General features: G+C 64.2%; 15 protein-coding genes. 4 read left to right on the top strand and 11 right to left on the bottom strand.

The window, feature by feature from the left end:
- Positions 1-139 precede the first annotated feature (139 nt).
- From metC to QTH90_RS29305, 8 genes are all read right to left on the bottom strand, one after another.
- Positions 140-1,321, bottom strand: a complete 1,182-nt coding sequence (gene metC / locus QTH90_RS29340) for a cystathionine beta-lyase (RefSeq protein ID WP_286668151.1) — start codon at positions 1,319-1,321, stop codon at positions 140-142.
- A gap of 34 nt (positions 1,322-1,355) precedes the next feature.
- Entirely contained in the window at positions 1,356-2,084 is a 729-nt protein-coding gene (locus QTH90_RS29335) for an amino acid ABC transporter ATP-binding protein (protein WP_286668100.1), read from the bottom strand.
- Complete coding sequence (locus QTH90_RS29330) at positions 2,081-2,824, bottom strand: amino acid ABC transporter permease (RefSeq protein WP_286668099.1); 744 nt, start codon at positions 2,822-2,824, stop codon at positions 2,081-2,083. Before QTH90_RS29330 ends, QTH90_RS29335 begins: the two co-directional genes overlap by 4 nt.
- Entirely contained in the window at positions 2,817-3,512 is a 696-nt protein-coding gene (locus QTH90_RS29325; protein ID WP_286668098.1) for an amino acid ABC transporter permease, read from the bottom strand. The genes QTH90_RS29330 and QTH90_RS29325 overlap by 8 nt, the downstream gene beginning before the upstream one ends.
- A 103-nt stretch (positions 3,513-3,615) precedes the next feature.
- Positions 3,616-4,449, bottom strand: coding sequence for an ABC transporter substrate-binding protein (locus QTH90_RS29320; protein WP_286668097.1), 834 nt, complete (start codon positions 4,447-4,449; stop codon positions 3,616-3,618).
- 34 nt (positions 4,450-4,483) lie between these two features.
- Positions 4,484-5,113: a cysteine dioxygenase family protein gene (locus QTH90_RS29315; protein WP_286668096.1), complete on the bottom strand. Its 630-nt coding sequence runs from the start codon at positions 5,111-5,113 to the stop codon at positions 4,484-4,486.
- A 46-nt stretch (positions 5,114-5,159) separates the two neighbouring features.
- Complete coding sequence (locus QTH90_RS29310) at positions 5,160-5,780, bottom strand: glutathione S-transferase family protein (protein WP_286668095.1); 621 nt, start codon at positions 5,778-5,780, stop codon at positions 5,160-5,162.
- 13 nt (positions 5,781-5,793) lie between these two features.
- Positions 5,794-7,458, bottom strand: coding sequence for a rhodanese-like domain-containing protein (locus QTH90_RS29305; RefSeq protein WP_286668094.1), 1,665 nt, complete (start codon positions 7,456-7,458; stop codon positions 5,794-5,796).
- Between the two features lie 95 nt (positions 7,459-7,553).
- Here QTH90_RS29305 and QTH90_RS29300 point away from each other — a divergent pair, with 95 nt between their 5' ends.
- Positions 7,554-8,444: a LysR family transcriptional regulator gene (locus tag QTH90_RS29300; protein WP_286668093.1), complete on the top strand. Its 891-nt coding sequence runs from the start codon at positions 7,554-7,556 to the stop codon at positions 8,442-8,444.
- On the opposite strand, the gene QTH90_RS29295 is transcribed toward QTH90_RS29300, so the two are convergent.
- Positions 8,441-9,343, bottom strand: coding sequence for a LysR substrate-binding domain-containing protein (locus QTH90_RS29295; protein ID WP_286668092.1), 903 nt, complete (start codon positions 9,341-9,343; stop codon positions 8,441-8,443). The two genes, QTH90_RS29300 and QTH90_RS29295, sit on opposite strands and share 4 nt — an antisense overlap.
- Positions 9,344-9,412: 69 nt before the next feature.
- Here QTH90_RS29295 and QTH90_RS29290 point away from each other — a divergent pair, with 69 nt between their 5' ends.
- The 3 genes from QTH90_RS29290 to QTH90_RS29280 all read left to right on the top strand — a co-directional run bounded on the left by QTH90_RS29290 (position 9,413) and on the right by QTH90_RS29280 (position 12,318).
- On the top strand, positions 9,413-10,465 hold the full coding sequence (locus QTH90_RS29290; protein ID WP_286668091.1) for a YeiH family protein: 1,053 nt from the start codon (positions 9,413-9,415) through the stop codon (positions 10,463-10,465).
- Positions 10,466-10,968: 503 nt separating this feature from the next.
- On the top strand, positions 10,969-11,454 hold the full coding sequence (locus QTH90_RS29285; RefSeq protein ID WP_286668090.1) for a VOC family protein: 486 nt from the start codon (positions 10,969-10,971) through the stop codon (positions 11,452-11,454).
- Positions 11,455-11,526: 72 nt separating this feature from the next.
- Positions 11,527-12,318, top strand: a complete 792-nt coding sequence (locus QTH90_RS29280; protein ID WP_286668089.1) for a hydroxyacylglutathione hydrolase — start codon at positions 11,527-11,529, stop codon at positions 12,316-12,318.
- Between the two features lie 92 nt (positions 12,319-12,410).
- Here QTH90_RS29280 and QTH90_RS29275 read toward each other — a convergent pair whose 3' ends face one another.
- Both QTH90_RS29275 and QTH90_RS29270 read right to left on the bottom strand, forming a co-directional pair.
- Positions 12,411-12,935 (bottom strand): SMP-30/gluconolactonase/LRE family protein, encoded by a 525-nt coding sequence (locus QTH90_RS29275; protein ID WP_286668088.1) that lies wholly within the window; start codon positions 12,933-12,935, stop codon positions 12,411-12,413.
- A gap of 340 nt (positions 12,936-13,275) precedes the next feature.
- Positions 13,276-13,887 carry a YdeI/OmpD-associated family protein gene (locus tag QTH90_RS29270; protein ID WP_286668087.1) on the bottom strand — a complete coding sequence of 204 codons (612 nt, stop codon included), beginning with the start codon at positions 13,885-13,887 and terminating at the stop codon, positions 13,276-13,278.
- Positions 13,888-13,977 lie beyond the last annotated feature (90 nt).

Here is a 13,977-nt window from a genome sequence, read left to right as displayed (position 1 = left end):
CTGATCGTGAGTCAGCTCATCGCTGCATTGCAGACGTTCATGCGCCACATGGCCAACGCCCGTATGGACTTATCTGCGTCATCCACGGTTCGGAAGCGGACGGCTGCAATCAGTCCAGGAATGAACGGCCGAACCAGAATCAGGATTTCAGCGCCGCCCCAACAGCTTGGCTCAGATCGTTGACAAGGTCGGCCGCATTCTCCAGGCCGATATGCAGCCGCAAGACACCAGTCGAACCGCGCCAGCTGCGGTGCGACAACAACTTTTCGGAAGTCGCCGGCAGCACCAGGCTTTCGTAGCCCCCCCACGAGGCACCGATGTCAAACAGCATGAGTGCATCGACAATCGCAAACAGCTGGGCTTCGGTGATTCCGCGAAATCCCACGGACAACAAGCCGTTGGCGCCGCGGAAATCGCGCCGCCACAGGGCATGGCCGGGATCGGTTTCCAGGGCTGGGTAGTAGACCCTGTCAACACTCGCGTGGTCCGCCAGCCACCGTGCCACGGCCATCGCATTGTGTTCGTGCTGCTGCATCCGCACCGCCATCGTGCGAAGCCCGCGCAGTGCGAGATAGACGTCGTCCGGGCTCACAGCGACACCCAGGGCTTCGTAGGTCGTGGTCAGTCGGGACGCATGAGATGCATCATTAGCGACGATCACACCCAGCATCAGGTCGGAGTGGCCGGACACGTACTTGGTCCCCGCCATCAAGGAGATGTCGGCTCCCATCGCCAACGGATTGAACAGGTAGCCTGATGCCCAGGTGTTGTCCACTACGACGCTGATCCCGCGCGCTTTGCAGGCTGCAACAATTGGCGCCAGGTCGATCATCTCGAACAGCAAGGAGCCGGGAGTCTCGACGTAGACAACACGCGTATTGGGCTGCAGCCTCTCTTCGACGCTCTCTGTGAATGGGTCGAAGTAGCCAACTTCCACGCCGGTCCGGGCCAGATGGCCAGCGTCGAGCTTGCGAACCGGCTGATAGACGCTGTCGGTGACGAGCACATGGTCACCCGGGGATGTCAAGGCCAGCAGCGTCAGCGAAATCGCCGCGAGCCCGGACGGCGTCAGGTACGCGCGCGACCCGCCTTCCAGTTCGCACATCGCCTCCTCCAGCGCGCGATGCGTATCCATCCCCTGCCGGCCATAGGTGCTGACGGGCAAACCGCCAGCCCGCTTCCTGACTTGTGCATGCATGGCCTCGATGCTCTTGAAGCGCACAGTGCTGGTTCGAACGATGGGCACGTTGACCGGCCCGCTTTCACCATTCATGGCTGGACGACCGCAATGGGCCAGGCGGGTATCGAGATGAAGCGACATGGGAAGGCTTTTCAGATGGAAGATTCCGGCGTCTTCAGGCACGACGCACTTCGGAGAGAAAGGTCTGCAGGCGCGGATTGCTGGGGCGGGTGAAGAATTGGTCCGGCGGTGCATCCTCCACGATTGCCCCATCAGCCATGAAGATGACGCGGTCCGCCACCTCGCGAGCGAAACCCATCTCATGGGTCACGCAGACCATCGTCATGCCGTCGCTTGCCAGCTCGCGCATCACGGCCAGCACCTCTCCGACCATCTCGGGGTCCAGAGCGCTGGTGGGCTCGTCGAAGAGGATAAGCGGAGGCTTCATTGCCAGCGCACGTGCGATGGCCACGCGTTGCTGCTGGCCGCCGGAGAGATGGTCCGGGCGAACGTGGGCTTTTTCCTGAAGACCCACGCGTGCCAGCAGCCGGATTCCGCAGGCGCGGGCTTCTTCGTCCGACTGACCAAGCAGATGACGCAGAGCCAGCGTAACGTTCTCCAGTGCGGTCAGGTGCGGAAAGAGGTTGAAGCTTTGGAACACGAAGCCGACACCCTGCCGATACCGATTGATGTCCCGCTCCCGAGTCGGGAGCGGCACGCCGTCGACCGAGATCACACCCCTGTCGATCTTCTCGAGCCGATTGATGGTGCGCAGCAGGGTCGATTTTCCCGATCCCGACGGCCCGCAGATCACCACGACCTCGCCGTGTTTCAGCACGAGGTTGATGTTCTTGAGGACATGCAGGCTGCCATAGTTCTTGTGGACGTTTGCGAAGTGAATCATGCTTTCTTCCTTTCGAGCACAGGCATCAGTGCCGGAAGTGGGGCCGCGGGCACAGCCGCGGGGGTTCGTGCATAGCGCCTCTCGAGCCAGCGGCCGAACAGCGTCAAGGGGTAGCACAGCGCAAAGAAGGTCAGTGCCAGCAAGGCGAAGACCTCCAGCGACCGGTTGCCGAGTCGGTCGTTCAGGTCGAGGAACTGCTGCGTGGTCTCGGCCAGGCCGATCAGCGAGCCAAGCGAGGTTTCCTTGATCAGGATCACGAGCTGGCCGACGATGCTGGGCGTCACGTTGCGCAATGCCTGCGGCCCGACGACGCGCCGCAATGCGGCCAGGTGGCCGAAGCCCATGGCGCGGGCGGCTTCATACTGCCCCTTGGGCAGCGCATCCATGCCGGCGCGAATCGTCTGCGACAGATAGGCGCCATTGAAGATCACCAGCGTCACCAGCACCGATGTGAATCCCGACAACGCATGGCCGAGCAGCAGCGGCAGCACGAGGTAGTGGATCCACAGCAGGTGCATGAGGAGCGGCACGCTGCGCATGTAGAAGACCAGGCCGGTCGACGCGGCCCCCACCGATCGCCAAGTCGATGTCAGGCCCAGCGCCAGGATCACGCCGGCGGGCAAGGCCAGCAGCAGCCCGGCGATGGCCAGCAGCAGGGTGAGCGCGACGCCTCCGAGCGGGCCGTTCGGGTAGTTGCCTATGAGAATCTGCAGCCAGTATTCATGGAGGATTTCAAGCACGTGCGCCTCCCTTCGACCAGCGCTCGTAGCGCATGGCAAGCAAAGTCAGAAGCGAGCACACGATCAGATAGGAGAGCGTTGCGAATGCATACGGCTCGACGATCCTGAAGGTCGTGTCCTGGACCCGTCGCGCCGCGCTGATCAGTTCAACCACGCCGATCATCAGCGTGATGCTGGTGTTCTTGGTGATGGTCATGGTCTGGCCGATCAGTGGCGGGATCACCGCCTTGATGGCTTGCGGAAGGATCACCAGCACGAAGGTCCGGAAGAAGCCGAAGCCGAGAGCGCGCGCGGCCTCGATCTGTCCCCTGGAGATCGAGCGGATGCCGCTTCGGATGTCTTCGGAGACGAAAGCCGCCGAATACACGATCAGGGCGATCGATCCCGCGATCATGCTGGCGTCTCGGTCGTAGAGCCATTCCTTGGCCGCTGCCGGCAGCAGTTCGGTGGCGCCGAAGTACCAGAACATCGCGTGAACCAGCAGCGGCACGCAACGGACGAAGTCGACGTACGCGGCTGCGAGCCCGCGAATCGGCCCGAAACTCGACAGCCTGGCGACCGACACCAGCGTGCCGAGCAGCAAGCTGCCGGTGATGGCCACCGCGGCCAGTTCCAGCGTCATCGCGAGGCCGGCAAGCAGCGAGGCGCCGTATTGGCCCCACAGCGCGGCGGTCCCGTTCAAAGTCATGAGGGCATTCATATCTGGCGGATGAAAGTTCCGGGCCAATCGGCGACGCGTCCGAGCAGGTTCACCCGCCGGACGAGCGTTGCCTCACAGTCCGCACGGAAGGTCAGTTCGCTTCCGTAGCAGGGCCGAAGGTGAAATTGCGCTTGCGCTTGAGCGGGGAGTTGGCGCCGAACCAGCGGTCGTAGCTCTCCTGGGCCTGGCCCGACTTCTCCATGTCGAGCAAGGTCTGGTTGACGATCGCCAGCAGCTTGGGCTCGTCCTTTCGCACGCCGATGCCCATCTTCTCGGTCACCAGATAGTCGCTGAACATCACGTACTTGCCCGGCGTGGAGCGCATCAGGCCCAGGAGTGCCGTCTCGTCGCCGGCCATGGCTTGCACCTTGCCTTGCTCGAGCGCCATGAATGCAGTGGCCGGAGTTGGAAAGCCGATCGGCTTGGCGCTCGGTATCTTGCGACTCACCGCCGGTCCGGTGCTGCCGCCCTCCATCACCGACACCCGCTTGTTCTCCAGGTCGGAGAAGGCCTTCATCGGATTGCTGGCCGGAGTGATGATCGCGGTGCCGGACACCAGATGGGGATAGCTGAAGCTGATCAATTCCTTGCGCTCGGGGGTGATCGTGACTGATGCGAGCGCGAGGTCGACCCGGCCTTGCTGCACTTCGGGAATCCGGGTAGCGGTGGTGACGAATTTCAGTTCGGGCTTCACGCCGAGGGCCTTGGCGACTGCCTCGCACAAGTCCACGTCATAGCCGACGTTCTTGCGCGTCTGCTGATCTTCGATATAGGAAAAGGGAACGTAGTTGCTGCCGGTGCCACAGATCAGCGTTCCGCGCGCCTTGATGGTGTCGACCTCGTCCGCACTTGCAGCACCGGCAAAGCTGGCCGAGAGCGCGAGCAAGGCGGCTGCGGCCAAAAGGGTTGTCGAGTTCTTCTTCATGGTTTCGTGTCTCCTGTAGTGAGGTCGTGGCGATTCAGGTGGTCGTATCGACGGCCAGCTTCGCCGGGGGAAGGTTCTTGAGGTTGAAGCGCGTCACCTCGCCGGTCTTCAGGTTGAAGCCGAGCCGGTTTTCCAGGACCTCCAGCGGCTTCCCATACAGATGGAAGTGGCGGGTGCCGGCTTCGCCCTGGATATGGATGCTGTGGATGTCCTCGGGAAGGAACTGGATTCCAGCTCCGCGGCGCACCGTGTACTCGCGCTCCAGCTCCAGCTTCGAGTGCGCCGAGTCGGCGCCGTCGTCGAGTCGCCGGTAGATCCGGTTGAGTTCCTCGCCCTCGATTGCGACGATGGCGGCCCACGTCATGTGGTTGTGAGGTGGCGTGCTCTTGCCCGGATCGATGGCATTCAGGTAGAGCGAGAAGTCGGTCTGCGGATCGGTGTAGATGAAGTAGCGCACTCCACCGCCCGCGTCCTGCGGGCCCGGCGCAGGGAAGCTCGCCGTCGAGAACAACTCGGCGTGCTCCGTTGCCAGCTTCTCCAGTTCGGCCCCGACCTTCGACAAGGCGGAGCGCGTCGCGCCTTCGGGTTCGAGGTGGCGGCGCACCGCCTGCATCAGCGCCTTGGCGGCCAAGTCACGGCGCTCTGGCACCGAAAGCTCATTCATTGCAGATTCTCCTTGGGTTGCAAACTGTGTTTCGTTTCGGCGCGCCTCAAGCGGCCGGCGCCAGGCCTTCGGTGGCGAGCATTCTTTGCACCGCCGGGCGGCGCAGCATCCGGTCGAGATGTGCCGACAGGCGCTCCGGCAAGGTCAGCCCGATCCGTCGCGCCCACCATTCCAGGATGAACAGGGCGGCGTCCGCGATGGAGAACTCGCCCAGCACGTACGGCGCATCGCCCAGACGCGCATCCATCCATGTCAGGCCTTCGAGAACGATCGTGCGGCCGTCGAGCTTCACCATTTCAGGATCGCCATCGGGACTGAAGATCTCGGGCTTGGACAGGCGCGTGAAGCCACGCATGTGCACTGTCGCGATCGCGTAGTCGATCAGCTCGAGCGCCCGGACCTGGGACATCCGATCGCCCGGCAGAAGCCGCGACGCAGGGTCCAGCGTCGCAACATAGAAAGCGATCGCAGGGAATTCGGTGATCACGCCGTCCTTGCCGGCATCGAGCACCGGCACCTTGCCCTTGGGATTGACGGCCCGGAAACCATCGCTGCGCTGATCGCCCTTGGCGAACGAGAGCCGAATCGCCTCGAAGGAACAGCCAGCCTCCTCGAGCAGCAGGTGGACGCCCATCGAGCAGGCGCCGGGTGCGTAGTAGAGCTTCATGTCCGCGCGGCCCTTACCGAGCAGCTGCGCAGTCGAAATCGACGCCGCTTTCGTTGCGGATCTGCTCGAGCAGATCGACCTCCCACTGCAAATACGCCTTCATCGATGCGTTGCGATCCTCGTAGTCGTAGGGGCTGTACCAGATGTCGTTGTTCTGGTCGGCCATGTTCTGGAAGCCGGTAGAGCAACGCAATCCCACCGCGCGCCAGGCCTTGGTGCCACCCCGCAGGACGCGAACCGGCGCGCTGGAGGCGGCCTGTGCATCGGCTGCTGCCATCGCGGCGAACTCTCCGTCCTGAGAAGTCAGCACCAGCAGGCGGTGATCCGGCAACTTGGCCAGACTCTGGCGCAGGCGCGACCGGACCGCGAACCAGGCGCCGGGTATATGGCCCGCTGCGTAGCCCAGGCTGGTGTCCAGGTCGACGACCACCGCCTCATCCTGCTCCAGCAGGCCCTTGAGTTCGAAGACCGAGATCCAGTCGACTTGCGCCAGGTGCTCGCCCCCGAGAACTTTCTGCTCTTCCGGCCCGCGGCTGAGCACCGCGCCAGTGGCATGCAATCCGTCGCGCAGAACGTGCACGTCCTTCCAGCCCATCTGCGCGAGCCACGAAGCGGTCACGCGCGCGCGCACGCCGTTGTCGTCGACCAATACCAGGCAGGCATTGCGCACCCCCACGTAGTGGTCGGTTGACTGGACCAACTGCCCGCCCGGCGCACTGCGCGATCCAGCAAGATGGCCCGCCTTGAATTCCTCGGGCGTCCGAACGTCCAGCAGGTACAGGTTGCGCTCGCTGCGCTGGCGCAGCACGGCGAGCTGGTCCGCGTCGATCTCGTTCACACCGAAGCGCTGCGCGATGCGCTGCGACGCCGCGATCGCCTTTTGAAGCGCTTCCGGCGTCGGGGGCGGGGCCACCTCGGTCCGACCCTCGGCCATGATGGCGCCGCTGAGGTGCCAACCGGCGGTGCCGTTCTCGACCACGACGACCGGATTGGGGATGCCGGCATTGATCAGCGCCTGCGCACCAATGATTCCGCGGGTCCGGCCGGCGCAGTTGACGACGATCGTCGTCTCGTCGTTGCTGATCAGCCCAAACACGCGATGGACCAGTTCGGCGCCCGGGCAGGCGATGCCTCCCGGCAGGCTGTAGCGATGGAACTCTTCATAGGGACGGCTGTCCAGCATGAGCATATCCTTGCCGGATCGCTGCCAGTCGCTCAGCGTCGCGGCGGTGACATGCGGCGTTCCGCATGCATGTTCGACGAACTCGCCAAACGCCTTGCTCGGCACGTACACCCCGGAGAAGACCTGCAAGCCGACCGCCTTCCACGCCTGGAGGCCGCCGTCGAGCAAGCCGATGTCCGAGTAGCCCCATGACGCCAGCCGGCGTGCGGCGGTCGCCGCCATGCCGTCGTTGTCGTCGACCAGCACCATCCGCGTGGCGCGGCGCGGCACCATCGCGTCGGCAAGAAACTCCAGGCGGTTCAGCGGCATGGAGGCGGCGGAAAAGATATGGCCGGCAGAGAAGACGCCGGCATCGCGGACGTCGAGAAGTGCCAGCTCCGCGCCGTCGGCCAGCATCGCCTGGAGTTGGACGGCAGTCACGAGGCGGTGGGTGATCGGCGCTTCGGCGATGCCGCCGTTCGCCTTCGAAAAAGAGGTGGTTTGAGGTTGTGTCATGGGTTCGCCCAAATCGGAATGCGGCGAAGGCTACCATCGCGATAAACTTAGTATTTCTGTATTTTTGCAACTTCAACTTCCATATTTCTGAAGTTATGTCGATTCGAGAACTCGAAAGCCTGGTGGCTGTCGCCGACCGCGGAAGCATCACCGCCGCCGCCGAGCGGCTGTTTCTCAGCGTCCCGGCGGTCAGCGCGCACATCACCAGCCTGGAGGTCGCGTTGAACACGCAGCTGCTCGACCGGCGACGCAAACCAGCGCGCCTGAATTCGGCTGGCACGCTGCTTTGCGAGCGCGCGCGCGGCGTGCTCAGCGCCTACAGGCAGTTCTACGAGACGGTCTCGGACAGCGCCGATCTGGCCGGCATGCTGACCGTCGGCGCTTCGCCTACAGTGCTGACCAACGTGATCCCGAAGACGCTGGTCGCGCTGCGCGCCGCGCACCCACGAATTCAGGTCCGCATGCGATACGGCCGCGCTTGGAGCTTGTTGAAAGACCTGCAGCACGGCGAGATCGACGCGCTGATCATCAGCCAGCCCCAGGGCGCCATCGGCGACACGAAATGGACATCGTTCGCCCGCGAACCCGTGATGGTCATCGCGCCTCCCGAAGCCAAGGGACGCACCGACGAAGCGCTGCTGGCCGAATATCCGTACATCCGATTCGGCAAGCGCTTCTGGGTCGGCGACACCATCGCGGCGCATCTGGCCGCGCGCGGCATCGTGCCGAACCAGATCATGGAAGTCGACTCGCGCGAGGCCATCGCGCTCATGGTGCGGCATGGCCTCGGCGTCTCGATCGTGCCGGAGAGCGATCCCCCGCTCAGCAAGCTCTATGGACTGCGCGAGGTGCCTCTCGGCAAGCCGCCGCTGACGCGCAACATCGGCCTCGCAGAGAGCCCGGGCAATCCCAAACAGCCGCTGATCGACGCGCTGCTGCGCGGGCTGAAGGAGATCACCCAGTCGAGCAGGCAGCGCCGCGGCTAGACGCGCGGCGCGGCGCCCTTGCGCTCGAGCAACTCGACCATTTTGAGCGCGGCCGGCGCCAGCGGACGGTTCTCCAGGCGCAGCCGGTACAAGGGCCGTGACAGCGCGGTGCCGGCCAGCTTCAGTTCGCGCAGAGTGCCGAGCGCCACCATGTCGGCGATCACCACGCGCGGCAGCATCGAAATTCCGACCCCGCTGGCCACAGTGCGTGCGATGGCCTCGTTGCTCGCCATCTCCATCCAAGGCTCCGCCGCGATGCCGTGGGCATTGCAGAGTGCCTCGGTCGCCTGGCGAGTACCCGAGCCGGGTTCGCGCAGAATCCACTGCCGCTGTGCCAGCGCCTCTGGCGTGACCGTGCGCCGCGGCAGATCAGCAGTGGGGGCGACCACGATGGCCAGCGCATCGGCCCTCCATTCGCTCACCTCGATGCGTTCATCGTCCACGCGGCCTTCCACGAGGGCGAGGTCGATGCGGCATTCGAGCAATTGCTCGCAGACCCATTGCGTGTTGCCCACGGTCACGCGCGGCACCACCGCGGGATAGGCCACGCAGAAAGCGGCGACATAGGGCGGCAACCAATAGCTCGCAACCGTGGTGCTCGCGCCGATGGTCAGGCTTCCGCGCTGCACGCCCACCCGGGCCCGCACGTCGTCGAGCGCCGCACGTTCCATCGAGAAGATGCCGTGCGCGTGGGTAAGCAACGAGGCACCCGCCTCGGTCAGCCGAAAGCCCTTGCCGGCGCCGCGCTCGATCAGTGTCAGGTCGAGCTGATGCTCGAGTTCGCGGATGCCCTTAGACACAGCGGGCTGGCTGATCCAGAGCGTCTCCGCCGCGCGCGAGAAGCTGCCCGTGTCGGCTACCGCCACGAAGAGCCGCAGCAAATGGAGATTCAGCCCCATAACTTCAGTTCATGCATCGGTGAATATTATCTCTTTGACTCATGACCTGACGCTTCCTAATCTCGGGCGATGCACTCCATCGTCACCGCCTTGCCCGGCTTTTCCTTCTTGCGCATTCAGGCGCCCGGCCTGCTGTTCGCGGCTCTTCTGGCGGCCCTTGCCGCGCTGCTGGCGCAATGGGGCCCGCTGGCGCAACTCGGCCTGAGCGCGATGACGCTGGCGATCGCGCTGGGCATGCTCGTCGGCAACACAGTGTTCCCTCGGCTGTCCTCCCGCACCGGCGCGGGTGTCGACTTGGCGCGCAGCATGTTGCTGCGCGCCGGGATCGTGCTGTATGGCTTTCGCATTTCGCTGCACGACATCGGCGCGGTCGGCTGGCCCGGCTTGCTGATTGCCGTGGCGATGGTGGCGTTGACCTTCAGCCTCGCGCTGTGGGTCGGCACCCGATGGCTCGGACTCGACCGGCAAACCGCGGCGCTGATCGGCGCGGGCAGCGCCATCTGCGGAGCGGCCGCCGTGATGGCCACTCAACCCGTGGTGCGCGGCGAGGAACACAAGGTGTCCATAGCAGTCGCGACAGTGGTGGTTTTCGGCACCTTGTCGATGCTGCTGTACCCGTTGCTCTATCCGTATATGGGTTTGTCAGAACATGCGTTCGGACTGTTCGCCGGCTCGACCATCCACGAGGTCGCTCAAGTGGTCGCAGTCGGCCAAACGATCGGGACCGCCGCAGCCAACGGCGCGGTGGTCGAGAAGATGCTGCGGGTGATGATGCTCGCGCCGTTCCTGATGTGGCTATCCTTTCGATCGGCCTCCGACAACAAGGAAGCGACGGGCCTCAAGGCCTGCTGGAAGCAGGTGCGCATTCCATGGTTTGCGGTACTTTTCATCCTGACGAGCGCGGTGCATTCGCTCGGCGTGATTCCTTCTGACCTGATTGCCAGATTCGTGCAGCTCGACACGCTGCTGCTCTCCACTGCGATGGCCGCGATGGGGCTGCGCACCAGTGCCGCAAGCCTGCGGCGGGCAGGCGTCCAGCCCCTGAAGCTGGGGGCGCTGCTGTTCATATTCCTTATGGGCGGTGGATACCTCGTGAATGCGGCGGTGTTCTTGATGTTCTGAAAAGGCATCGGGAACGTCGTTCGGCCATCCACGGCTACACGGTGTAGAGGGCGCCTCGCGACAATGACCCGTACCACCCCGCCGATTCAGTCCGCGCGAGCCACGCCACGATGGTCCGCTTGCGTCCGAATTGAGCGGCTTCGGTGACCGGCCGGTCTTGGCTGCGAACTGAAGTCGAAGGTCACCTTGGGGTCAACTGCCGGTCCCAAGGTATTGCCCCTGGTTGCCCTCCGGCGACCGAGCCCTCAAAGTATCGAACGACCGCTCGGTTGGCCATGGAAATGGGAGTTCGGGCCCTGAACGCCAGTTCGCGACATTGGGAAGCAGACGTTCGAACGCCGCGTGGTCCTGGTTGATCGCCTTCGTCGCGGCCTCGAGTTCGCCAATCAGGTTCACTGGGCCGGGTTGACCCTCTTGTAGGTGGCGGGCCCAAGGCTCATCGTGTCCGCCCGCTGCCGCAGGTTTTCCGCCGACGAGAAGCCCAGACCAGAGGAGCGCTTGCCATGATCCGCAAACTGCACCACAGCGCCTACCGCTGCCGCAACTCCGAACAGACTCGCGCCTTCTATGAGAACTTCCTGGGCTTGCCCCTGGTCGGCTCCCTGGAGATCCGCGAGACCAAGACCGGCCGCGCGACCAACGTGCTGCATACGTTCTATCGGCTCGATGACGGCTCTCACCTGGCATTTTTCGAGGCGCCCGACATGCCCTTCGACTTCAAGCCCCAGCATGACTTCGATCTGCACATCGCACTGGAGGTCGATGCGCCGGTGCTGGCCGACATGTTGGCAAAGGGCAAGTCCCAGGGCATCGAGACGCGCGGTGTTTCGAACCACGGCTTCATCGACTCCATCTACTTCCGCGATCCCAACGGCTACGTGATCGAGTTGTGCGCCAAGCGTGCCGGCCACGATGCCTTGATGGACCCGGCGACCAATGGCGCGCGGGACGCGCTGCAGCGTTGGACGGCCGCCAAGGCAAAGGGGTGAGGCGCTCAGCCGATGCATGCCTGAGCCGCGGGCGCTATGCTTCCCGCTCGACCCTGGCACCTGGAGCCACCCATGATCGTCGAGCGCATCTGGACCGGCAACGCATACCGCAACTTCAACTACCTGATCGTTTGCCCCGAGAGCGGCGAGGCGCTCGCAATCGATCCGCTGGACCACCAGAAGTGCCTGGCCGCCGCCAAGGCCAAGGGCTGGGAGATCACGCAGATCCTCAACACGCACGAGCACCACGATCACACCGGCGGCAATGCGGCCGTCGTCGCAGCGACCGGCGCCAAGGTGATCGCGCACTACAAGTCGGGCGCTCGCATCTCCGGCGTGGATCGAGGCGTCGAGGCCGGCGACGTGATCAAGGTCGGCAAGACCGTCGAGCTCGAGTGCATGGACACGCCCGGCCACACGATGTGCCACATCTGCCTGCGCTCCCACACGGACAACCCGGCCCTGTTCTCCGGCGACACGCTGTTCAATGCAGGGGCGGGCAACTGCCACAACGGCGGCAATCCGGAAGACCTGTACACCACCTTCGTCGAGCAACTCGCGAGACTGCCTGCCGACACGCGCGTCTATCCAGGTCACGACTACATCGAGAACAACCTGCGCTTCACTCTCGCGCGCGAGCCCGATAACGTCGCCGCCAGGGCCTTGTTGCCCGACGTGGCGGGGCAAGACCCGGCGCGTGGCCGCGTCACGACGCTGCAGGAAGAGATGCAGATCAACACCTTCTTGCGCCTGTCCAGCCCGAGCGTCATTGCGGCGCTTCGCGAAGTCTTTTCCGACCTGCCCGAGAACCCGGATCCGAAGACCGTGTTCCTCAAGCTTCGCGAGCTGCGCAACAAGTGGTGAGCCTGGCGATCAAGGGCTTTGCCGTGTTGGCCTCTCTAACGTCGAACCGCCTTACTGGATTACGTGACTGCGGCGCCCAAATGGCGCTTCAGTCACGGCCAGCCGACACCGGGGATGTCCACCGTCGCCGCGAGCAACTGGCCGGTACCGGCCATGTCATCCATGCGATCCATACCGAACCAGCGAGCGGCGGCGATCAAGAGGGTCTTGCGATCAGGACCGCCGAGCATGCAAGCGAATGCGCCGCGATCGAGTTCGATGCGTTGCTGGACTGTTCCGCCTTCACGGACTCGAACACAGCATTTGTGAGGCACGTCGGCGTACCAGACACAGTCTTGCGCATCGATGCAAATGCCGTCTGGCGTTCCCTCACCAAGGTCCGCCCAAACCCGACGTCCTGACAACACGCCGTCGGGCGCAATGTCGAAGGCAGTCAGGCGTCGGCCGTGCGACTCCGCAAGGATCAAGGTCCTGTTGTCCAGGGTAACCGCCATTCCGTTCGGGAAAGCAAATCCCTCCGCGAGGGACCGCACCTGGCCATCGGGCGTCACGACCACCAGGCATTCTCCGTTCACATAGGCATTGCCACGGCCGTCCACGACGATCTCATTCCACAAGCCCTTCGAGAAGGATGCGAGGTCGGCGTAGGTTGCCAGCGCGCCATCCGAGGTCTGCGGACGAGTTTGCCGGCGCGCGACGAGACGAACAGCAAACTGCCGTCAGGCAGGAAGTCGAACGAGAGGGGTGGCGCGGGTGCTTGTACGATGGTTTTGGGCGCACCGTCGTCATTGCCAAGTGACATGATCTCGCCGGCAGTCCAGTCGGCGAACCACCATCGTCCGTTGTGCCACCGGGGCGACTCCACCAGACCCCGATCGCCAGCTAGATGCATGAGCCTGGAAGGTGGTTGCGTCATGTTGGCCTCTCACGAATCGTTCCATTGTCCGCGCGTGATCTTTAGTCTGAGGCCTTGGCCTTGGGCTTGAAGATGTGCACGACCTCACCATGCCCGAGCATCTGCACCAGCCTGGCGATGCGCCTGGCACGCGTCTCCGGCTTGACCGCCGTCTGCACGCGCCAAAGAACAGCGTAGCGGTTGGACGCACTGATCGTTGCGAAGAAGGCCTTCGCCTTTGGGCTTGCATCCAGCGCGGCCTGCAGGTCGTCGGGCACGCTGGACGTGCGCGCGCTGTCGTAGGCCTTGCCCCAGCGGCCGTCAGTCTTCGCGGCATCGATCTGGGCCTGCCCCGGGGGCTGGATGCGTCCGGCCTCGACCAGCGCGGCGACCTTGTCCACATTGATCCTGGACCAGATGCTGCGCGCGCGCCGCGGCGTGAAGCGTTGCAGGAAGTGCTGGTCGTCGAGCCCTTTCTTCTGGCCGTCTATCCAGCCCCAGCAAAGCGCGATCTCGACAGCCTCGGGGTAGGTAACACTGGGCTCGCCCGCGCCTTTCTTCGCGATCTTCAACCACAACCCGTCCGACGTGGCGTGGTGCTTTTTCAGCCATGCGTCGAAGGCCTTCGCGGACTTGAAGAGGGTCGCAGCGGTGTCGGATTTCGTGCCGGGCATGTCATCGCTTCGAGGGATCGGTCTCGCATTTTCCGTCCGCGATCAGAACGGGATCAGCGAACATCCACGATGTGGCGATCGCCGCGTCGG

This window comes from Variovorax flavidus (assembly GCF_030317145.1).
Classification (GTDB): Bacteria; Pseudomonadota; Gammaproteobacteria; order Burkholderiales; family Burkholderiaceae_C; genus Variovorax; species Variovorax flavidus.
This window is presented reverse-complemented; position numbering and strand designations above follow the sequence as displayed.